Consider the following 20,293-nt stretch of genomic DNA (forward strand, 5'->3'; position numbering starts at 1 on the left):
GCTTATGACGGCAGAATTCACCGGCTGGCATGTGCTGGCCGAGTTCGGTGGTGTCGACCCGCAGCTGTGCGACGACCTCGAACGACTCGAGAGTGCGCTCCGAAAATCGTTGGTCGCCGCGGGGGTGACCATTTGCGATGTGGTGCACAAGCAGTTCGAGCCGCAGGGGGTCACCATTCTCGCCCTGCTGTCGGAGTCGCACGCCTCCATCCACACGTATCCGGAGTCCGGGGACATCTTCGTCGACGTATTCACCTGCGGCAGTATCGGTTCCGGTGCCACCAAGGCGGTCGAGCTGCTGAAGGAGGAGCTGTCGCCCGGATCGGTCAACATGGAGGTCATCCAGCGCGGCCACACCTCGCGCCGCATCCACGAGCCGGTCGGCGAGGGCCTGACCCGGGTGTGGAACATGTCCGAGGTGATCGTGGACACGAACACCCCGTACCAGCACATGGTGATCGCCAAGACCGAGCAGGGCATCAGCCTGTTCTCCGACGACGACCGCCAGTCCACCGAGTTCTCGCAGCTCACCTACCACGAGGCCATGCTGGTCCCGGGGTACGCGCTGGCCGAGAAGCTGGACCGGGTGCTGATCATCGGGTCCGGTGAGGGCGTGGCCTCGCAGATGTCGGTGGCCGCGGGCGCGTCGCTCGTCGACCACGTCGATATCGACCAGCTCGAGGTGGAGCTGTGCGCCGAGCACCTCCCCTACGGCTACACGCAGGCGGATCTGGCCGCGGCGGTCGCGCAGACCGGCCCGATCAAGATGCACTACGCCGACGGCTGGGACTTCCTGGCCCAGGCCGAGGCCGCGGGCGTGCGCTACGACATGATCGTCATCGACCTGCCCGACGAGCGGGTCGAGGACGCCCAGCACAACCGCCTCTACGAGGACGAGTTCCTGCTCCGCTGTAAGGCGCTGCTGTCCGAGGGCGGCGTGCTGGCCGCACAGGCGGGCTGTCAGACCATGTGGCGCAACGAAACCCTGAAGCGCTCGTGGACCCGCTTCCACAGCCTGTTCGACACCGTCGTGCCCTACGTCAGCGACGAGCACGAGTGGACCTTCATCTTCGGCACCCCGAAGGCGATCGCCGACCCGGTCGCCAAGATGACCACCACCCTGTCGCGGCTGCCGTACCGGGCGGAGACCATCGACGAGCGGGCGATCGTCCGCGGCGCCATCGAGCCGCACGCGCTGCGCGTCGGCGTCAGCGTCTGAGTCGAGGCGACTCGGCACCGCGCCCCGCACGGAGCACCGTGCGGGGCGCTGTCGTAGCCGACCGCCGATTCGCTTCGAAATACCCTCTCCCACAGAGCATTCGACCGGTCCAAACGGAGAAGCCACAGCGCGCTCCCACCGATATGTCGGACTCCGCGTTTACAGTCGTGGCGATCGGACGCCGGCCACCCCATCGGCCGTGCCGCTGGGACTACGGAGGGGAATATGACACACCTGCGCCGCGCCGACGAGGACCAGTGGGTGGTGCCCGACGCATGGCACGCCAAAGCCACGCCGTTCCGCGGCCGAGGTCCCGTGCGGGCCGTGCGAACCGACCCCAAGGCGCTCGGGCTGTATCGGAAATGGCTGGACGACAAGCGTGTTCGCCTCGCGATCGAACTGACGTCCCGAGGCGGATACCGCGACCTCGCCGAAGCGGCCGAGCATGCGATCGAACATCCCGGGGACGCCACACCGCTGGGTATCGCGGTCGCGGGCGCGCTCGCCGCACGGGTCGCCGATGCCACCCGCCCCAAGCCCAATCTGACCGGTCGACTGGTCGACGCATGGGTGGCCGCGCACGGGGCGGGCACAGCCGCGGCGGCGGGTGCGCTGCTGGCCGGACTGTCCGTCGGCCATATCGGCGCCGATCTCACCCGGTGTGTCGCGCGCCGCCCGGAACGCCCGCACGTGTTCGACGAACCGGCCGCGACGCTACTCCCCCGGCTGCGCACGCATCTCGCGGCGCTGAGCGATACCGAGTACCACGCGGCGGTGGCGGGCCTGGGGCGGGTGCGCGCCGAATCGCGGGCGCTGGCCGTGCACACCGCGACCTCGTATCTCGCACCCACCGAACAGGATTGGGTGAACCGCGATCTGGCACTGGCGCGCTGCGCGTCCCACCCTGATAGCGCCGAGACCATGCTCGCCGCGACCGTGACATCGGCCGAACAACTCGCACTCCTGGACACCCCCGGATACCTGTGGCGGCTCACCGGCAGGGCCGACATCCTGCGCGCGGTGATCGAGGTCGGCCCCGACGCGACGCCGTATCTGACCCAGCTGCTGGACGTGTACGGCTTGTCCGCCGATGACCAGCGCGGTATCGCGGAGCTCCTCGCGCAGTTGCCCACCGATGCCGCGCTCCTCGCGCTGCTGCACCGCACCGACCGGCCCGGGGTTCGCGCGGCCGCCGTCGAGGCGACGTATCGCTTCCCTCGACGGGCCGCGCGCGTGCTCGCCGACCTGCCCGACGATCCGTTCACCGTCGGGCTGCGTGATCTGCTGACCCGCGTGTACCCCGGTCTGAACGCGGGGACGCACGCGCCGCAACCGGCCGTGGAGTGCGTTCCCCGCGATGACCTGCCGGAGTTGCTGCGCGTGCCGCCGTGGGAACGCGGCGTCGCGCCCGCGCCGCCGACCGTGCTGACCGGTCTCGGCTCACCGCGGCCGCTCGCTCTGTCGTGGCTTCCCGGCGAGCAGGATTGTTGGTCGAATACCTTTGTGGCGCAGACGGATCCGGACTGCGACTGGGAGGACGAGTTCCAGCGCGTCCGCGATCGGAAATGGCACAGCTCCTGGTGGACGCTGCGCCTGATCGCCACCGCGCCCCCGCCGCTGGCACTGGCGAACCTGGACCTGATCGAGCCGACCGAGCTGTGGGACGCCGTCGACCCGCTCCGCCGCATCCTGGGCCGCTGCGGCGATTCCGCCCTCGCGACGATCGTCGACGCCGTGCGACACAACGCGGCCACGACGATCTCGGTCCTGCTCCCGGCCACGGGGACCCCGGTCACGGAATTGATGACCCGTCAGCTCGACTCGCGGCGCAATCGCGCCGTGACCCTGTCCTGGTTCGAGCGTCACCTGCCCACGGCGGCACCGGATCTCCTCACCGCCGCCTTCGACAAAACGGGCAGACAGCGCACCCTGGCATGGAAGGCGCTACGCGCCCTGGACGGCCGCGGCCACCGGGAGGCACTGGTCACGGCCGCGCACACGCTCGGCGAGTCGGCCGCGGAGGCCCTGGTGGCGGCATTGTCCACCGATCCGCTCGACATCCTGCCGAAAACCGTTCCGACACTGCCCACCTGGCTCGTGCCGGCGGCACTCCCGCCCATCGTGCTGCGCCGCGAGGTCCTGACCAGGCCCGACGGACCGCGCGCCCTACCGCCCGACGCCGTGGCGGCGGTATGCACCATGTTGGCGATGAGCGGCCCCACCGGCGACTACGCGGGCGTCACCCGGATGCTCGAGCTCGCCGAGCGGGATTCGCTGGCCGAGTTCTGCTGGGCGCTGTTCGAACTATGGGGCTTCACCGGGTACTCCGCCGACGAGAACTGGGTCCTGCACGCCCTGGGCCTGCTCGGTACCGACGACACGGCCCGCGCCCTCACGCCGCTGATCCGCGCCTGGCCCGGCGAGAACGCACACGCGCGCGCGGTGGCCGCACTGGACGTCTTGACCGCCATCGGCAGCGACGTCGCGCTCATGCAACTCAACAGCATTGCCGAGAAGGTCAAGTTCAAGGGCATCAAGGCCACAGCGAGGGAGAAGATCCGCCAGCTCGCCGCGGAGGCGGGAATGTCGGCGGAGGAACTGGCCGATCGACTGGTACCGAGCTTCGGGTTGGCCGAGGACGGGACGCTGCTGCTGGACTACGGACCGCGCGCCTTCCTCGTCGGCTTCGACGAGCAGCTGCGCCCGACGGTTCGCGACGTGGCCGGGACACCCCGCAAGGCATTGCCCAAACCGGGCGTGAAGGACGATCCGGAACTCGCACCGGCAGCATACACACGGTTCAACAACCTGAAGAAGGATGTGAAATCCGTTGCCGCCGAGCAGCTGCTCCGCATGGAGCGCGCGATGGTCCGCAACCGGCGCTGGACCGCCGCGATCCATCGGCGGCTGTTCGTGGAGCATCCACTGCTGTGGCATCCCACCCGCCGCCTGGTGTGGGCCACCTTCGACGCCGACGGCGCGCCGACCGGTTCCTTCCGGGTGGCCGAGGATCGCAGCCTCGCCGACGTCGACGACGATACCGTCACCCTGCCCGATGACATGCTGGTCGGCATCGCCCATCCGCTGCATCTCGGGGACACCCGCGCCGCATGGGCGGAGGTCTTCGCCGATTACGAGATCCTGCAGCCGTTTCCACAGCTGCAACGGGAGATCCACCTGCCCACCGACCGGGACGCCGCCTTCGCCCGCTTCGACGGCACGGTCGTTCCGGCGGGCAAGGTGCTCGGCTTGACCCGCCTCGGCTGGGAGCGCGGTACGCCCATGGACGCCGGTATCTCGGGCGAGATCTTCCGGCCGCTCGGCGACGATCGGTCCGTGGTCCTCGATCTGGACCCCGGCTTCGTGGCCGGTATGGCCCTGGAACTGGGCGACCAGACGATCAGCGTGCACATCACCGCCAGCGGGCAGGAATCCGCGTGGGGTCATCGGAACCGGACCGAGCACTCCTTCGCCGACCTGGATCAGGTCACGGTCTCGGAGGTGTTGCGGGAGCTGGAACAGCTCACCACCTGACCGAGGCGAACGACTCAGCGCGAGATCATCAGCGGACCCTGCGGATGCAGTTCGACAATGGCGACCAGGTCACCGTAGGGCACCGCCCCGTGCGCGAATCGATGCGCCATGCGCGCCAGTGCGATCTTGGCTCCGTATTTGATGCGCATCCCCTCGTGTACCCGTTCGGTCACCCGGGGATCGTTGACGATGTGCGCGGTCCCGTAGTGCTGGCGGGATCCCAGTGCGGGGCGGCCGCGCCAGTCGCCGATCTGGATCACGACCCGGCCGTCGTAGGCGAGCTGCTGCGCTTCCTCCCCATAGGAGGAGAGGACGAAGGCCAGTCGCCCCTGTTCGGCGGGGAGCACCAGATGCGGTGCGGTGGCGATACTTCCCGGTGCGACCGGACGCGTCACCAGCACGGATTTCGCATCCCACCACAGCGATCCGTCATGCCATGCGCTCGTGCCGACCGGAACCATCTCGGCCCGCCGGTGCGGTCTCATTGCGGGTGCGGTGTGCGAAACCATAGCCGATCGAACTCCAAAGTAGTTGTTTGCCAATACCTTTCACACGCGAGTCAGCGCTGACACGGGTGAGACGAGCAACGCCCCGCCCGCCGTCCCAGACGAAGAGCGTCGCGATTGTCCCGAAACCGAGGTTAGCGTCGTCCGCGCAGCCGTGCCACGACGCTCCGGGCCGTCCCGTTCGGTGTGAAGGCCATCTCAGAAAGGGTCTTTCGGCTCTGCCGCGGCGGCTACCCACCCAGCAGCCTGTACCTGTGATTCCCACTACTGGAACGCCCGGGCCGACGCGAACCATCGACCCGGCGGTGTACGACCAGACGGTCGAGCGGCTGTCCGCCGAACTCGCGGGCAGCGTGTCACGACAGCGGGTGGAGTTGGTGCTCCGGTGGAGTCTCGACGATCTGACCGGCAATCCCCCCGGCGCCATGCCCGAACTCGGTGAGCGACTGGCTCGCCAACGACTACTCGAGCCCGCCCTCCACTCCGAGCGGCGCTGAGCGTATCGCCCCGGGACGCATTAGCCGAACCATTGCCACCTGTCTCGTACGCCGGGTGGTGACTGTCGGCACGCCCGCGAAAACGTGACCTGTGGTGAATCCCGCTGTCGAATCCGTCGGCGTTCCTCGCCGGTGGCTGGTGACGGTCCCGCAGCTCGACGCCGCGGGCGGGATCCCTGCGTATAGTCGATTTCATGGTCGCTGAATCGTTGCGGGTACGGGTGGACAGCGAGTTCGCGCCGCTGCGAACCATGGTCGTCGCGCGGTGCGAGTTCCGGGCTCCAGCCAATGCGGAGGTCTTCGGACACTCGATGCCGGTCGAGCCCGGTGCGGCCGACATCCTGGAGGCGGTGTGGGGCCGGGAGTTCGGCGAGGTGTACCCCGAGCAGCAATCCGCGTGGGAGGCCGAGCGCGACGAACTCGCCGCCGTGCTACGCCGCCACGGAGTGGAGGTGTTGCGTCCGCGCCTGTTCGACGAGGCCGAGAAGGCAGCGGCCGGGCCGGCGGGCTACGCCAATTTCTTTGTCCGCGATCCCTGGTTCACGGTGGGTGATCACGTGATCGAGGGAACGCTGCAGTTCCCGCACCGGCGCATGGAGGTGCTGCCCAGTCGGCAACTGCTGCTCGACCGCGTCCTCCCCTCCGCCGCACGGTATGTCGCACTCCCCCGACCCGGTATCGCACCGCTGGGCGACCCCGGACCGGGACCGTTCCTGGAGGGTGGAGATGTGCTGGTGCTGGGTGATCAGGTCTTCGTCGGTCTGTCCGGCGTGGCCACCAATGACCTCGGATTCCGCTGGCTGGCAAGATATCTGGAGCCGTTCGGCTTCACCGCCATCCCGGTGCGCCTGCCCGCGCACGTCCTGCACCTGGACTGTGCGCTGAGCCTGGTCCGCGACGATCTGCTCATCGCCTGCCCCGACCGTCTGCCCGACGGCCTGCCGGAGCCGTTGCGCGACTGGGACAGTATCGAGGTCAGCGAGGACGAGGCCGCGGCCATGGCGACCAACGGCCTGCCCATCGATGCGGACACCTACCTCACCGATCCCGAATTCGAGCGGGTGGGCACGGAATTGAAGGCTCGCGGTATCACCGTCGAATACATCGACTTCAGTGTGTCGCGGCTGTTCGGTGGGGCATTCCGCTGCTCGACCCAACCGCTGCTGCGCGCGGACTGATCGGTTCAGGCGGCGCGCCGCCGGACGGTGCGCTCGAGAATTCCGAGCGTCGCCCTGAGCGCCGATGCGGGGACCACCGGGAAGTCGACGCGCCGCCGCCAGTGCTCGTCGACCTCCGACCAGTCGTAATACGAGGTGACGCGGGTGCCGTCCGCGACCGGTTCGAGCCGGTAGCCGTAGATGTGGCGGGCGTGCGGCTTGATGTGGGCCTCCACGGTCCACGCGATCTCGGTATCCGGAACCAGTTCGGTGATGACGACTTCGACGTCGTATCGCCCCAGCGGAAGATCGCCCAACGCCTCTCGATCCATATGGACGACGAACCGGTCGCCGGTCCGCTCGACCGTCGCACCCTCCGCGTCGAGGAGCGTTCCCGACGCGTCGATATCGACGTGCCCCTTCGGGTCGGTCAGCACCGAGAAGATGGCGGCGGCGGGCGCGGGGATGAGCCTCGAGACCTCGATCCGTTCGATGACATCTGCCGTGGAGGGCGTTTCGACGGGGGCGTTCGCATGATTGGACATGTGATCGACGATAACACGAATAATCGATTATCTTGCGCACTGTCTATGCTGCCCCTGTGCCCTCCACTCCGCTGTCCACGGGTAAGCAGATGCTGTCCGAGCAGGTCTACACCCACCTGCGCACGGCGATCATGCGCGGCGACCACCCTCCCGGCACCGCCCTCAAACCGCAGGATCTCGCCCGGGACCAGGGCGTGAGTCTGGCTGTCGTCCGCGAAGCGCTGGTGCGCCTGGTCGGCGAAGGTCTGGCCGACCGGCTGCCCAACCGCGGCTTCGCCGTCCCGGAGTACTCCGATCGCCGCTGGCAGGAGATCGCGGAAGCGCGACGCACCGTCGAACCGGTGCTGCTGCGGCTGTCCATCGAGCGCGGCGACGTCGACTGGGAGGCCCGGGTGCGCGCCGCCCACCACCGGCTGGCCCGCACCCCGGCCTTCGCTCCGGAGGAGGGCGCGTACTACACCGACGCCTGGTCCGAGGTGCACCGCCGGTTCCACCGCACCCTGCTGGAGGGGTGCGGCAACCCCGTGCTCCTGGAGACCTTCGACCGCCTGTGGACCGCCAGTGAGCTGGCCCGCCGCTGGTCGGCACACCGCAATCCCGATCGGGACGGAGCCGCGGAACACCGCCGCCTGGAGGAGGCGGCGCTGTCGCGCGACGCCGATACCGCCGCCGCCGTACTGACCCGGCACCTCACGCTCACCGCGACCGGACTGACCGACCCCGCGTGACGCCCCCGGGCACACTGGAGGCATGGACCCCGTCGTCGCACTACGCCAGATCGCGTACTGGAAGGACCGCGCCCGCGAGGACACCCGACGGGTCATGGCCTACCGCAGGGCCGCCGATATCGTCGAACGGCTGGACACGGCCCAGCGCGAGGTGCTGGGCCGCACCAACGCCTGGCAGTCGCTGCCCGGCATCGGACCGAAGACGGCTGCGGTCATCGCCCAGGCGTGGTCCGGTCGCGAACCCGACGCACTGATCGAATTGCGCTCGGCGGCACAGGATCTGGGCGGCGGTGCGGTGCGCGCGGCACTGCGGGGTGATCTGCACCTGCACTCGAACTGGTCCGACGGTTCGGCGCCCATCGCGGAGATGATGGACACCGCCCGCACCCTGGGTCACGAGTACTGCGCGCTCACCGATCATTCGCCGCGCCTGACCGTCGCCAACGGCCTGTCGGCGCAGCGGCTGCGCGAACAGCTCGACGTCATCGACGAGTTGCGTGAACGGTTCGCCCCCATGCGCGTTCTCACCGGCATCGAAGTGGACATTCTGGACGACGGCTCCCTCGATCAGGACCCGGCTCTACTCGATCGCCTCGATATCGTCGTGGCCAGCGTCCACTCCAAGCTCAGAATGGAATCCGCCGCCATGACCAGGCGGATGATTCGCGCCGTCTCGAACCACCGCGTCGACGTGCTCGGCCACTGCACCGGCCGCCTGGTCGAAGGCTCTCGCGGCCGCCGCCCCGAATCCACCTTCGACGCCGAAGCGGTCTTCACCGCCTGCCGCGATCACGGCACCGCCGTCGAGATCAACTCCCGCCCCGAACGCCGCGACCCACCGACCCGCCTGCTCCGCCTCGCTCGCGACCTGGGCTGCCAGTTCTCCATCGACACCGACGCGCACGCCCCCGGCCAACTCGACTTCCTCGGCTACGGCGCCCAACGCGCGGTGGACAGCGGCATCCCGATCGAGCGCATCGTCAATACCTGGCCGGTGGACGAGTTGCTGGCGTGGACATCCCGCGGCTGACAGCAGCGCGATCAGGTCCCGGCCGGGCGGCTGAGATGGTCGACGGCGGTGGTGACGAATTCGGCGAGGTGGACCGGGGGGTAGCGGTAGGGATCGGTGACGGCCAGACGGACGAGTTGTTCGCCGACCGCCAGCAGTGCGATGGACAGCAGTTCGGGGTCCAGGCGGCTGAGGTCGGGGCGGCGCGGGCGAGCCCATTCGATGAGGGCGCGCAGGTTGTCGCGGGCGAATGCGCGAGCGCGGGCGGCGTGTTCGCGGACTTCGGCGGGGGCGTCGTCGGCGGGGGCGGTCAGCAGGAGGGCGGATGCCGGATGTTCGACGACGGCGTGCAGTAGGTTGGTGGCGGCGGTGGTGAGGATGGTTTCGAAGTCGCTGTCGTCGTCGAAGGGGGGCATGGCCGTCGCGAGGGTGTCGATGGTGCGTCGCTGTTCGCGTTCCAGCAGTGCCAGCAGGAGCGGGCCGCGGCCCGGATAGGCGGCGTACACACGGGGTTTGGCGAGTTGGGCCTCGCGGGCGATCGCCTCCATGGTGGCGGCCGCGTAGCCGTCACGGACAACCAGCCGCAGGGCGGCGTCCAGGACCTGGACGCGACGAACTTCCAGGTCCATGCGCGGTTGACGTTTCCGCGGCGACTCGAGGGGAGCGGGCATACGGTTCACCGTATGCGGTGCTCAGTACAGGCCGCGCAACCCGACCGGTGGCGGCGCCACTTGCAGCGGCGCGTTGGCCAGCCAGGCTCCGGCCGGCCAGCATACGGGCGCGAGACGCGCCGCCCGATCACGGACGCGCAGGGTGTCGGGCTCGGCGGCGCGCATGATCCGCAGGGCGCGCGACGATAGGTCGCGATTGCGGATGCCCCAGGCGCGCCGGTGGCAAGCGACCCGCTCGATCGCGCGGCGGGCGCGGCGCGGATCGGGGGTGCGGAGGGCGTGCGCGATGGCGGTGGCGGCATCGGTGGCGTCGAAAACCCCTGAGTTGAGCCCTCTTCCACCCCACGGCGCGAACAGGTGTGCGGCTTCCCCGGCCAGCAGGACCCGCCGGTGCGGGTCGGTGTAGGTGTCGGCGACCGATTGGTGGAAGCGGTAGCTCGACACCCAGGTCACATGTTCCCCGTACCAGGGGTCGACGACCTCGGCGGTCCACCGCCGGATGCCGTCGAGACCGGACCAGTAGTCGATGTCGTCGCCGGGCAGGCATTGCAGATCGATGCGCATCCCGCCCTGGAACGGCATGTGCATGACATTGCGCCCGCCCAGGCGGGGACAGTTGTATTGGAAGAAGCCCGGCATGTGCGGTGTCGTGCCGTCCGGGTGGTCGGCGACGTCGACGATGACGAATCGGGTGTCGTCCGGTGTACCCCGCAGGGTCGCGCCGATCTGGTCCCGCACCCGCGACCGCGCCCCATCGGCCCCGATAACGTATGCGGCAGAGAGGGTTTCCCCCGTGCCGAGCTCGATCTCGACTCCGTCCGGACCGCTGGTCAACCGCATCAGTGGCGACGCCCACCGAAACCGCACGCCGTGCGCCACGCACGCCTCGTACAGGTGGTTCTCGGTAACCGTCTGCGGCAGACTGACACCCAGCAGTTCACTGGGCATCACCCGCCCCAGCACGCCGCGCCGGGAGCGGTACCCGAACACCCGACGCTCCCCGTAGTACGCGTCATAACCCCGAACCCGAATCCCCGCCGCCGCAACAGCTTCCCCCAGCCCCGGCAGCACGGCATCGAACCGACGCACGGTCGGCGCGAACAACCCGATAGCCCGACTCCCCGGCCGCACCCGCCCCACCCCCTCGGCCTCCACCACCGTCACTGCCACACCCCGCCGCGCCAACGCCAGCGCCCCGACCAACCCCACCGGCCCAGCCCCCACCACCACACAGTTCGCACTCATCGACGGTTCCCCTTGTCCTGCCCGCTCGCTTCCGACGTTTGATACGGTAACGTAACTACGGACTCGTAACTATGGATTCGAGAATCCGAGTACCCACGAACCATCGGCACCGGGAATGCTCCTGACTCCGGTGCTGTCACCGTTCGCGGCGGCGCTTGCGGTCGCTCCGCAAGTGGCGATGGTGCTGGCGAATGCGTATGTGGCCGCGCGGCGGCGCAGCGGCTCAGGTCAGTTCGGCCGTCAGGACAGGTCCCGGCTCATTTCCACTGTCGGAATGGCGTTGCCGCCCGGGCTGTCTCTGGTACGACCGGTGGGAGCGAAGCCGTGCCGCTCGGCCAGCTGTCGCATCGGAGCGTTGTCCTGCCGAGCCCACAGCACCGCTCGACGGTAGCCATTGTCGTGCACCCACTGCAGCTGAGCGTGCAGCAGCCGGTCACTTGCCCCACTTCCGCGCGCCTCGGGGGCAACCCACACAGCGACAATCTCCAACGTGTCGGATCGCTCGGGATCGGCAACCGTGCCGATACTGCCGACCGGCTTGCCATCCCGCGTCGCGACAAACCTGCTCCTCGCCGACTCGACCAGCGCGCGCCACTCCTGCTCCGTCCGCGCCGCCGCCTGCTCGAGGGTCGTCTTGAACGCCCACGGTGTGTCCGCGATGGAACGAAGAGCTAATTCTCGCTGGCATTTCCAATCCTCGGCGGACAGTCGACGAACATCGAGGGCGTCGTCACGCATAGCACGATCTGCCGGATCCGGTGCGCCGCCGGGCCCGGCCGGTTCATCATGGCCGTGCCGCAAGTCACCGAAATCGAGTGCAGCGGTTGCTCTTCCGCCGACTGCGTCGCCGCGTTCACAGTCATTCGTCGTAGCTCGTAGGTGCTCGGCCGATTCCTCCAGCGGTCGGCGGCGGACACCTGCCACAAGGGCGATGACGGCACTCACTCGCTGGAGGACCTCGCCCCGGACGTGGGACCACCTCGACAAAAGCACCCTTCCAACAGTGGATCGCGGGGTAGCTCGACAGTACCGGACGTGGTGACCCGCAGTCACCGAGGACCATCGCCGCCCCAGCCGACATCCACCGGCCCGGCCGAGGTGGTTACAGCTTCCACGGCGAATGCGGCACGGCGGCAGCGAAGTACAGCCCGCGGGTTCACGACTCGGATCGGACCTCGGACAGGAGTCGGGTCGGCTATTCCACGATCGGGAAGTAGGACTCCCCGTCTTCCGGGGTGTCGTCGACCTGCCCGCGATGCTGGCGGGTGGGGCGGGGGTCGGTGTCCTCGGCGTTCTCGTCGGTGACGACGGCGGATGCGTCCAGTGGGGAGAATTCCTCCGTGGGCGGGCCCGCGTCGGGGTTGCGCCGGTCCGGGCTGACGTCCGGTTCCTCGGCGTCGAGGCGGGCGGCGTGGGGTTCGCCGATGCGCTGTTCCCGCTCGGTCATGCCGTATTTGTCCGCGGCGCGCCAGTCCTCCGGTGGTGCGACCACGGTGTCGTCGTCGGCGTTGCGTACGTCATCAGGGTCCAGGCTCTCCGTCGAACTCAGCGTGTCGCCGGGGCCCATTTCGTCGGCCGGGTCCTGGTTTCCGTTCATGCAGGCCGGATGCCCGTACTGCCCGGCCCGAAACCCGGGTACCCGGAGTGAACTCCCCCACCCCGTCGGGAGCGGCCGGGCCGGGGTGCGCGTCCGTGTCACGACGCAGGAAGTACGCGCCCAGGCTGGCGGCGAGGGTGGCGAAGACGACGACCGAGTAGGCGGCCAGCACCATCTCGAGGACCCGTACCAGCGCGCCGCCACCCGTCATCGGTTCGCCGGTGACGGTCGCGAAACCCACATCGTGCAGCGCGGTGGCGTAGTCGCGATAGTCACCGGTCACCACCACGAGCTGGCTACCGGCGAGCACCACCACGGCGGTGAGCGCGGCCAGCCAGCCCACGCGGCTCGACAGCAGCCGCCCCGCCGAGCGACTGCCCCGCACCGCCGACGACACCACACCGCCCGCGCGCACGAATCGCACCAGCCGCACCAAACGCAGGAACCGCAGGAACGGCAACGCCAGAAACAGCACCTGCCACCAGTGTTTTCGCAGGAAGCGACCGCGCCGCGGGGCCACGTAGAGCCGCAGCAGGAACTCGCCCGCGAAGATCAACCACAGCCCCCAGGCCAGGACCGCCAAAAAGGTGATCAGGACCGGCGACCGCGCCAGCGTCTGTCCCAGGACGACGAACAGGAACAGCACGCCGAGGGCGCTCATCGGGCCGTCCAAGCGCGCGACCAGCCCTTCGGCCCACTCCTGCCGCTCCTGATCGGCGCCGCCGCCACCTCCCGGCTGAGCGGAACGTGGTTCGGTCATGGCGCCATCCGATCGACTGCCCGGCGACCGCCGGATGAGCTGTCACCGGTAGCCGTACCCATCCAGCCGAGCCGAAACCGCCGCTAGCGGACCGTACCCGGCCCACGCCACGTCGTCACTCGGATCACGCAAGGGGATACCAGCCCAAATACCCACCATGGCACAGCATTTCCACGCCGCCGGGCCGCAGTCGACTGCCATTCCACACCGCATCGTCCCGATGACGTGCTAGCGGGCGGCCCGCCAGTCGTGGCTGGACAAGGTGGTGTCCTCCTCCCGGCCCGCGTCCAGATCCTCGAGATACCGGGCCGCCCGCTGCTTGCGCGGGCACGGCGGTTCGCAGGAAGCGTGGATGGACAGGATTCCCTCGGCGCGCTGCCGGTTGATGGGCCAGATTCCGCCCTGCTCGCAGCCGTCGTGGATCCAGATGTGGGTGCCGCACTCCGGTGACATGGGCGTTCTCCTCGGTTACGGGTTGTCGGCTCACCGTAGAAGTTCAGGCACCGGCCGAACCATGAACTTGCACACCCTTGCACCAACTCGTTCGAACCGCTGCGAACAGCACACAAGCGGAGGACCATCAGACGACAGGAGGCAAACCAATGCATATCGCAGGAGGGAGGACGGGGATGCGGTTACGTTTTCTCGGACGAGGTGGGTCCAAAGTAGGGGACTGTCCCACCTTGTACGCCACCGATCGAGGAACCTACCTCGTGCAGGGATGGCGGACGAATACACCGGAGACGGTCGAGATTCCGCATCTCCTCCTGGGCTTTGCGGAACCTGATACGTTCATCGGAGCCGCCATGATCGATACCGGGCGCGGGACGTTCACAGTGTCGGGTCGGCCGATATCCGAGCCGGAGATACTCGCGCGGCTCACAATCGCGGATTTCGAGTCGGCTGTCGAAGTCCCCATGAGTCGGAGGGCCTATTACGGTGGAACTGAGGGTTCATGAGCCTTGGCCGGACCTCTTCCGTGCAGCCCAGCGGTCGGCGTTTCACCTCGAGGTCCGTGACACCTATGCCGTACCGAGCGAATCGGAACCCCTGCGGCGATTCCTGGCCGGTGAGCCACGCTCCGATGCACCGGACGACGCGTGGAGCGAGTGGAGTTCCCTGGTCGAGGAGGTCACCGGTCGAGGCGTGACCGTCAGTCGCGTACGCGTCATCAGCGTCCCGCACAGTGACTACCAGCGATGGCTACTCACGGAGACGGCCGACAATATCGAGGCTGGAGAGGATATCCGTTATCTACCAAGACATTTGGTCGACCCGGAGCTGGTGCCCGGGGACGACTTCTGGATCTTCGATGACGCGAAGGTCGCGTTCAATCTGGTCGACGAGTACGGCAGGCCAGCGGGAGCGGGCATTACGACCGACCCAGGTATCGTCGGTTACTCCCGCGATGCTCGGATCCGACTGTGGGCGTTGGCAGTACCGTTCCATGACTACATCGTGGCGGCCGACACACGGTGACCAATGCGGTACAGCAGCAACGCGAAGCGCTCGGACAGCGACTTCGGGAGATCCGTCGGTCAGCCGGAGTCACAGGCAGAGAGCTGGCGCGGCGAGAAGGCTGGCACGAGTCCAAGGTCTCCAAGATCGAGTACGGGAAGATCGCGCCTTCGGAGTCAGATCTGCGGGCTTACTGCGCACATACGGGAAACGAGGGCCAACTCCCTGATCTGGTTGCCACACTGCGCAATCTGGACGCCGCCTATATCGAGTGGCGCAGGATCCTCGCCGCCGGAACCAGGCATCGCCAGCACCAGTCGATCCGGCTCGAATCGGAAGCCGAGCAGATTCGGAACTGGCAACCGCAGGTCATCCCCGGCCTGTTGCAGACGGCCGACTACGCCGAGGCGATCCTCCGGTACGGCGTCGAGTTGTATCGCGTTCCAGATGACGTGGACGCGGGTGTCTCCAAACGCATGGAACGGCAGCGCATTCTTTACCGGCGCGGTCGCCGCTTCCACTTTCTGATCGCTGAGCAGGCGCTCTACACGACGGTCGGCGACGACCACGTAATGCAGGGCCAATTGGACCGGCTGTTCTCGATCATCGGCATGCACCGGATCACGGTGGGCATCGTGCCCGCCGCCGCCGAGGCCAAGGCAGCCGTCGAGAACTTCGTCATGTTCGACAATCGAATAGTCAAGGTCGAAGGCACAACCGCTGAACTGACCATCACACAACCTCGTGAAATCGCCATCTACGGTCGCGCCTTCGACATCCTCGCCGCGCAGTCCGTCATCGGCGACCACGCCAGAAGGCTCATCCGCCGCGCTGTGGAGGCACGAACCGCGTAGATGATCGCGATAGCTAGAGTCGGTCATGAAGCACCGGGTACTACGCGGGGATATCGATGACCGTACGCACGCAGAGTTCGACCGAGGGAAGAGACCGGGTGGGTGGCGAGTCGGTTTTCGAGCCGACGGCAAAGCAGTTGAAGCAACTGTTGTTTCGACGGGATGGGTTGCTGCGGGCGCCCCGGGGTGCGGTGGGCGTGGGTGCGGTGCCGGGGGAGGTGGGGGCGCTGGGGGTGGAATCCGCTGCGACGTTGCTGCGTAGGCATGTGGAGCTGCTGTATCACCTGAGCGGTGGGGAGCGGCGGCGGGCGGTGACGGATGTGCGTGCGCTGCTCGACTCCTGGAGTTCGGTGCGGGGGTTGGGGTTCACGGCCGAGGTGTTGATGCGGGCGGTCACCGAGCCGTCGTGGGTGCGTCCGCCGCAGTGGGACGCACGGGGCGAGGTGCGGGAGATGCGGGCGGTGTCGGGGGCCTTGCGTAACCGCCTCGCGGGGTGTTCGGAAGAGGAGCTGGCGGCGGCGGTCGACGTACTGGAGCGGTATCGAGGGACGTCGCGGTGGGCGCGCGTGGTCACGTCGGTGTTGTTACCGTCGCGGCGGGAGTGGGTGGCGGCGGATATCGAGGAGGTGGTGGCGGCCGGGTCCACGGGGGATGCGCGGCTGCTCGTCGACGCGGCCTGGTCCGTGGCGCAGTTGCGGCGCTTGAATTCGCTGTTCACCGGGTATTGGCACGGCACCGAGGGGTTGGCCATCGATACGCCCGGGATGGCGATCACCGTGGTCGACGGGGTGGGGTTCGAGGTGGTGGAGATGCTGACGCACTGGTTCGACCACCCGGATACCACGCAGGCGCTGCGCGTTCCGATCGCGGACGCGCTCGGCGTGATACCTACGGATACCGCGTTCGCGGCGCTGGCCGCCCGCATTTTCCGTCCGCCCGCGCTGGCCGCCGTTCGCGGTGCGGCCGTGCGTTTCCCGATGCGGGCCCTGCGCCTGCTCGACCCCGGCACCCACGGCGACATCCTGCGTGAGCACATTCACGGCCACCCCGAGCTGGCACGGCGACTGAAGCCCGAACTACCCACCGCCACAGCCGAACTCATCACCGGCGAACTGGGCCGGATGGCTTCTCAACCCACCGCCGACGAGGTCGAGATTCCTGGAATACTGCGGAATCCGCCCTGGCAGAATCGGAAACGCGGCAAGGCCGCCGCGGTGGTGCCGGAACTCGCAGCGCCCACCGAACCGTACTGTGCATGGCTGCCGGGTGAACGCGAGGAATGGCGGAACCTGGTACGGCCCGACGACTACGCGGATCTCGACAAGACCCTCGAGCGCCGCACCGACGGCACGCTCACCGAGCAGGTTCTGGGCGCGCTGGTGCTCGCGGGCCCTGAGCGCGCCCTGCCGATACTTGCCGCCTCCCGGCTGCGCTGGCTCTACGGACCGTCGAAACAGGTCAAGGCCGCCATCGCGGCGTTCGAAACCGCCGCCTACCCGATGGTCGTGGCCGCGGTGCGCGAGTATCCCCGCGATATGGAGGACGCGATCGTTCCCTACGCGGGCACGGAACTGATCGACCTCGCGATCACCCGCCTGGACCGGCGCACCCTGCGCCCCGGGGCACTGCGCTATCTCCGCCGCCATGCCCACCACGTCGCCCGCGTGCTGATCCCTCGTGCCGTCGGGTCGGCGGCAAAGGACCGCCGCCTCGCCACCCGGGTTCTGCGACTACTGGCCGCACACGGCCACGACGGCGACATACACGGCGCCGCAGCGGAATACGGCGACAAGGCCACGGCGGCGGTCGCGGCGCTGCTGGCGGCCGATCCCCTCACTCTGCTGCCCGCCCGGATCCCGGCGGTTCCGGCCTGGATCAATACGGCCGCACTTCCTCCGGTGCGCACCGCCGACGGCGCGACCCTCCCCGCCGCCGCGGTGGAGAATCTGCTCGTCATGCTCATGCTGGCCGACCCGTTCGAGCCGTATTCCGGTGTGGCACAGGTGTCTCGGGACTGCGATCCGGCATCGCTGGCCGACCTGGCATGGGAGTTGTTCGCACAGTGGCAGCGGGCAGGTGCGCCCACCCGGCACAGCTGGGTGTACGACGCCCTCGGCTCCTTCGGCGATGACGACACGGTGGCCGCGCTGCTCGACCACGTCCGCGCCCATCGTTCCGATCCGCGCTCGGTATCGGCGCTGGACGCCTTCGTCGCCATCGGTTCCGATGCCGCGTTGCTGGCATTGCGGCATATCAGCGAGAAGGTCAAGACCACTCGCGTGCGCGAGGGCGCGAAGGAGCGCATCGAGGCGGTGGCGGAGCGGCTCGGGCTCACCGCCGATCAACTGGCCGATCGCCTGGTACCGGATCTGGGGCTGCGCGCGGACGGCACCGCCGTCCTGGATTTCGGACCGCGACGGTTCGTGGTCGGCTTCGACGAACAGTTGCGCCCGACCGTCGCCACCGCCGACGGCACCCCGGTCCGCTCGCTGCCCAAGCCCGGAGTCCACGACGACCCGGAGCGAGCAGCGCAGGCCCACAAGGATTTTCGCGCGCTCAAGAAGAACGCACGGACGATCGCCACCGATCAGATCCGCCGCCTGGAGCGGGCCATGGTGGTCCAGCGCCGCTTCACCGTCGACGAACTGCGCACCCTGTTCATCGGCCATCCCCTGCGCTGGCAGGTGACCCGCCGCTTGGTCTGGGGCGTCTACAAGGGTGATGCGCTGACGACCACCTTCCGTATCGCCGAGGATCGCGGCTTCGCCGACAGCGCCGACGACGGGGTCACCCTCACCGACGATGCGGTGCTGGGCGTCGCCCATCCGCTCCGGTTTCCGGGTGAGCTCACGTCCTGGCGGGAGATCTTCGCCGACTACGAACTCCTGCAACCCTTCCCCCAGCTCGACCGGGAGACCCACACGCTCCCCACGGACCTCCGCGACCGCGACGTGCTCGGCGACGCGGGTGCGACGGTCGAGGGGCAGCGCCTGCTGGGGCTGGCGTCACGCGGCTGGCTGCCCCCGGAGACCGGCGACGGCGGCTACATCGACAGCTTCGAGAAACCGCTGCCGCACGGCCGCGTCCTCCACCTGAGCTGCGACCCGGGCCTGCCGACCTGGGATCTGAACGGATCGCCGAAACAGTCCATCGAGGTGCGACTGCATCCGACCCGCTCGACCTCCGGCGGCATCACCTTCGGCGACCTGGACACCGTCACCGTGTCGGAAATCCTGCGCGATATCGCATGGCTACGGCATGAGCGCCACTAGCGAACGGTCATAATCCCTGCATGGGTGACCCGAGGCGCGTCCGGTGACGGCGACGGCGGTGGCGGTGCTGGTCGCTGGCGTACTGATCGCGGCGGCCATCGTGGCGTGGCCGCGCACCCGCCGCACCGTGACCACCTCCGCCGAACGCGCGGTGCACAGCACCCTGCACACCGCCTCCCTGGCCGCGAACGCGCTGCGGCGGGGGCTCACCGAGGAGTCGGCCAGCGAAGCCGCGCCGCACCTGCGCACCCTCACCGCGGCCGACGGGCTCGGTATCGCCGATCCGGAGGGGCAACTGCTGGCGTGGGACGGCGGGCACGCCGACCTCGCCGACCGGTTCACCGAGGCGGCCCGGCGCGCGGTGGACGGGGAACGCCGGGTGCTGGATGCCGGACCCGAGAACGGGGCCTATCCGCGCCGCATCCTCATCGCGCAGCCGCTGCTGATCGACAGCACCGGCCCGGTCGGGGTGCTCGGCGTCGTCACCACCGTACAACCCGAGCCCGGTATGCTCGGCGCGCTCGCCGAGGTGGCCCGCTATGTGTGCGGACAGCTGGAGTTGGCCGAACTGGACGCCTCCCGCGCCCGCCTCGACCGCGCCGAGGTCCGGGCCCTGCGCGCCCAGATCAGCCCGCACTTCATCTACAACGCGCTCAACACCATCGCCTCGTTCGTGCGCACCGACCCCGCCCGCGCCCGCGAACTCATTCTCGACTTCGCCGACTTCACCCGCTATTCCTTCCGGGCAGCAGGAGAATTCACGGTGCTGTCGGACGAGTTGAGCAATATCGACCGCTATCTCGCCCTCGAACGCGCCCGTTTCGGCGACGCCCTCCAGGTACGCCTCCGGATCGCCCCCGAGGTGCTCGGGGTGGTCCTGCCGTTCCTGGCCCTGCAACCCCTGGTCGAGAATGCCGTCCGGCACGGTCTCGCGCCGCGGCCCGGTGGCGGTACGGTCAGCATCGTCGCCCTCGACGAGGGCACCGACTGTGTGATCAGCGTGGAGGACGACGGTGTCGGCATGGATCCGGAGCTGCTGCGCTCCGGTGCTCTGGACGCCGTCGAATCCGGTTCCCGCACCGCCGGTTCCGAGGCCGCTCACGTCGGCCTGGCCAATGTGGACGACCGGCTGCGCGCCGCCTTCGGCAACGACTACGGATTGGTCGTGGAGACCGCGCCGGGTGCGGGCACCAAGGTGAGCATGCGGGTGCCGAAGTTCCGCGCGGGCATCCGCGCGTGAC

General features: G+C 68.7%; 18 protein-coding genes. 10 read left to right on the plus strand and 8 right to left on the minus strand.

What is annotated here, in order from left to right:
* The first annotated feature begins 4 nt into the window (after positions 1–4).
* Entirely contained in the window at positions 5–1,219 is a 1,215-nt protein-coding gene (gene speD, locus FOH10_RS19080; RefSeq protein ID WP_143981763.1) for an adenosylmethionine decarboxylase, read from the plus strand.
* A 225-nt stretch (positions 1,220–1,444) separates the two neighbouring features.
* Positions 1,445–4,753 (plus strand): DUF4132 domain-containing protein, encoded by a 3,309-nt coding sequence (locus tag FOH10_RS19085; RefSeq protein ID WP_143981764.1) that lies wholly within the window; start codon positions 1,445–1,447, stop codon positions 4,751–4,753.
* Between the two features lie 14 nt (positions 4,754–4,767).
* Here the strand turns inward: FOH10_RS19085 and FOH10_RS19090 are convergent, their stop codons facing one another.
* Positions 4,768–5,238 (minus strand): hypothetical protein, encoded by a 471-nt coding sequence (locus FOH10_RS19090; RefSeq protein WP_143981765.1) that lies wholly within the window; start codon positions 5,236–5,238, stop codon positions 4,768–4,770.
* Positions 5,239–5,513: 275 nt separating this feature from the next.
* On the opposite strand from FOH10_RS19090, the gene FOH10_RS19095 reads away from it, so the two are divergent.
* On the plus strand, positions 5,514–5,756 hold the full coding sequence (locus tag FOH10_RS19095; RefSeq protein WP_143981766.1) for a hypothetical protein: 243 nt from the start codon (positions 5,514–5,516) through the stop codon (positions 5,754–5,756).
* Positions 5,757–5,950: 194 nt separating this feature from the next.
* The gene (locus FOH10_RS19100; RefSeq protein ID WP_143981767.1) at positions 5,951–6,934 is read left to right on the plus strand and encodes a dimethylarginine dimethylaminohydrolase family protein; all 984 of its coding nucleotides are present in this window, start codon (positions 5,951–5,953) and stop codon (positions 6,932–6,934) included.
* A 5-nt stretch (positions 6,935–6,939) separates the two neighbouring features.
* On the opposite strand, the gene FOH10_RS19105 is transcribed toward FOH10_RS19100, so the two are convergent.
* Positions 6,940–7,458, minus strand: a complete 519-nt coding sequence (locus tag FOH10_RS19105) for an SRPBCC family protein (RefSeq protein WP_143981768.1) — start codon at positions 7,456–7,458, stop codon at positions 6,940–6,942.
* A gap of 56 nt (positions 7,459–7,514) precedes the next feature.
* Here FOH10_RS19105 and FOH10_RS19110 point away from each other — a divergent pair, with 56 nt between their 5' ends.
* Together FOH10_RS19110 and FOH10_RS19115 are read left to right on the plus strand one after the other, a co-directional pair.
* Positions 7,515–8,186, plus strand: coding sequence for a GntR family transcriptional regulator (locus tag FOH10_RS19110; protein ID WP_244961278.1), 672 nt, complete (start codon positions 7,515–7,517; stop codon positions 8,184–8,186).
* Between the two features lie 22 nt (positions 8,187–8,208).
* Complete coding sequence (locus FOH10_RS19115; RefSeq protein ID WP_143981769.1) at positions 8,209–9,216, plus strand: PHP domain-containing protein; 1,008 nt, start codon at positions 8,209–8,211, stop codon at positions 9,214–9,216.
* Between the two features lie 11 nt (positions 9,217–9,227).
* Here the strand turns inward: FOH10_RS19115 and FOH10_RS19120 are convergent, their stop codons facing one another.
* The 6 genes from FOH10_RS19120 to FOH10_RS19145 form a co-directional block, all read right to left on the minus strand.
* On the minus strand, positions 9,228–9,866 hold the full coding sequence (locus FOH10_RS19120; protein ID WP_143981770.1) for a TetR/AcrR family transcriptional regulator: 639 nt from the start codon (positions 9,864–9,866) through the stop codon (positions 9,228–9,230).
* Between the two features lie 21 nt (positions 9,867–9,887).
* The gene (locus FOH10_RS19125; RefSeq protein ID WP_143981771.1) at positions 9,888–11,111 is read right to left on the minus strand and encodes an FAD-dependent oxidoreductase; all 1,224 of its coding nucleotides are present in this window, start codon (positions 11,109–11,111) and stop codon (positions 9,888–9,890) included.
* Positions 11,112–11,351: 240 nt separating this feature from the next.
* Positions 11,352–11,849: a GNAT family N-acetyltransferase gene (locus tag FOH10_RS19130; protein WP_143981772.1), complete on the minus strand. Its 498-nt coding sequence runs from the start codon at positions 11,847–11,849 to the stop codon at positions 11,352–11,354.
* A 457-nt stretch (positions 11,850–12,306) separates the two neighbouring features.
* The gene (locus tag FOH10_RS19135; protein WP_143981773.1) at positions 12,307–12,708 is read right to left on the minus strand and encodes a hypothetical protein; all 402 of its coding nucleotides are present in this window, start codon (positions 12,706–12,708) and stop codon (positions 12,307–12,309) included.
* Entirely contained in the window at positions 12,632–13,468 is an 837-nt protein-coding gene (locus FOH10_RS19140) for an ion transporter (protein WP_186000531.1), read from the minus strand. Before FOH10_RS19140 ends, FOH10_RS19135 begins: the two co-directional genes overlap by 77 nt.
* A gap of 228 nt (positions 13,469–13,696) precedes the next feature.
* The gene (locus FOH10_RS19145) at positions 13,697–13,921 is read right to left on the minus strand and encodes a hypothetical protein (protein WP_143981774.1); all 225 of its coding nucleotides are present in this window, start codon (positions 13,919–13,921) and stop codon (positions 13,697–13,699) included.
* A 486-nt stretch (positions 13,922–14,407) separates the two neighbouring features.
* On the opposite strand from FOH10_RS19145, the gene FOH10_RS19155 reads away from it, so the two are divergent.
* From FOH10_RS19155 to FOH10_RS19170, 4 genes are read left to right on the plus strand one after another with little or no spacing between them, the layout of a single operon-like run.
* Positions 14,408–14,947 (plus strand): DUF6879 family protein, encoded by a 540-nt coding sequence (locus FOH10_RS19155; RefSeq protein ID WP_143981776.1) that lies wholly within the window; start codon positions 14,408–14,410, stop codon positions 14,945–14,947.
* Positions 14,944–15,780, plus strand: coding sequence for a helix-turn-helix domain-containing protein (locus tag FOH10_RS19160; RefSeq protein WP_143981777.1), 837 nt, complete (start codon positions 14,944–14,946; stop codon positions 15,778–15,780). Before FOH10_RS19155 ends, FOH10_RS19160 begins: the two co-directional genes overlap by 4 nt.
* A gap of 56 nt (positions 15,781–15,836) precedes the next feature.
* Positions 15,837–19,052: a DUF4132 domain-containing protein gene (locus FOH10_RS19165; protein ID WP_143981778.1), complete on the plus strand. Its 3,216-nt coding sequence runs from the start codon at positions 15,837–15,839 to the stop codon at positions 19,050–19,052.
* Between the two features lie 43 nt (positions 19,053–19,095).
* The gene (locus FOH10_RS19170; RefSeq protein WP_143981779.1) at positions 19,096–20,292 is read left to right on the plus strand and encodes a sensor histidine kinase; all 1,197 of its coding nucleotides are present in this window, start codon (positions 19,096–19,098) and stop codon (positions 20,290–20,292) included.
* Position 20,293: the final 1 nt, after the last annotated feature.

Origin of the sequence: Nocardia otitidiscaviarum, assembly GCF_007362295.1 — a bacterium.
In the GTDB taxonomy this organism is placed as follows: Bacteria; Actinomycetota; Actinomycetes; order Mycobacteriales; family Mycobacteriaceae; genus Nocardia; species Nocardia otitidiscaviarum.

Coding starts and splice junctions, on each gene's coding strand:
- speD (WP_143981763.1), top strand. CDS start 5: ATGACGGCAGAATTCACCGGCTGGCATGTGCTGGCCGAGTTCGGTGGT.
- FOH10_RS19085 (WP_143981764.1), top strand. CDS start 1,445: ATGACACACCTGCGCCGCGCCGACGAGGACCAGTGGGTGGTGCCCGAC.
- FOH10_RS19090 (WP_143981765.1), bottom strand. CDS start 5,238: ATGAGACCGCACCGGCGGGCCGAGATGGTTCCGGTCGGCACGAGCGCA.
- FOH10_RS19100 (WP_143981767.1), top strand. CDS start 5,951: ATGGTCGCTGAATCGTTGCGGGTACGGGTGGACAGCGAGTTCGCGCCG.
- FOH10_RS19105 (WP_143981768.1), bottom strand. CDS start 7,458: ATGTCCAATCATGCGAACGCCCCCGTCGAAACGCCCTCCACGGCAGAT.
- FOH10_RS19115 (WP_143981769.1), top strand. CDS start 8,209: ATGGACCCCGTCGTCGCACTACGCCAGATCGCGTACTGGAAGGACCGC.
- FOH10_RS19120 (WP_143981770.1), bottom strand. CDS start 9,866: ATGCCCGCTCCCCTCGAGTCGCCGCGGAAACGTCAACCGCGCATGGAC.
- FOH10_RS19125 (WP_143981771.1), bottom strand. CDS start 11,111: ATGAGTGCGAACTGTGTGGTGGTGGGGGCTGGGCCGGTGGGGTTGGTC.
- FOH10_RS19130 (WP_143981772.1), bottom strand. CDS start 11,849: ATGCGTGACGACGCCCTCGATGTTCGTCGACTGTCCGCCGAGGATTGG.
- FOH10_RS19135 (WP_143981773.1), bottom strand. CDS start 12,708: ATGAACGGAAACCAGGACCCGGCCGACGAAATGGGCCCCGGCGACACG.
- FOH10_RS19140 (WP_186000531.1), bottom strand. CDS start 13,468: ATGACCGAACCACGTTCCGCTCAGCCGGGAGGTGGCGGCGGCGCCGAT.
- FOH10_RS19145 (WP_143981774.1), bottom strand. CDS start 13,921: ATGTCACCGGAGTGCGGCACCCACATCTGGATCCACGACGGCTGCGAG.
- FOH10_RS19165 (WP_143981778.1), top strand. CDS start 15,837: ATGACCGTACGCACGCAGAGTTCGACCGAGGGAAGAGACCGGGTGGGT.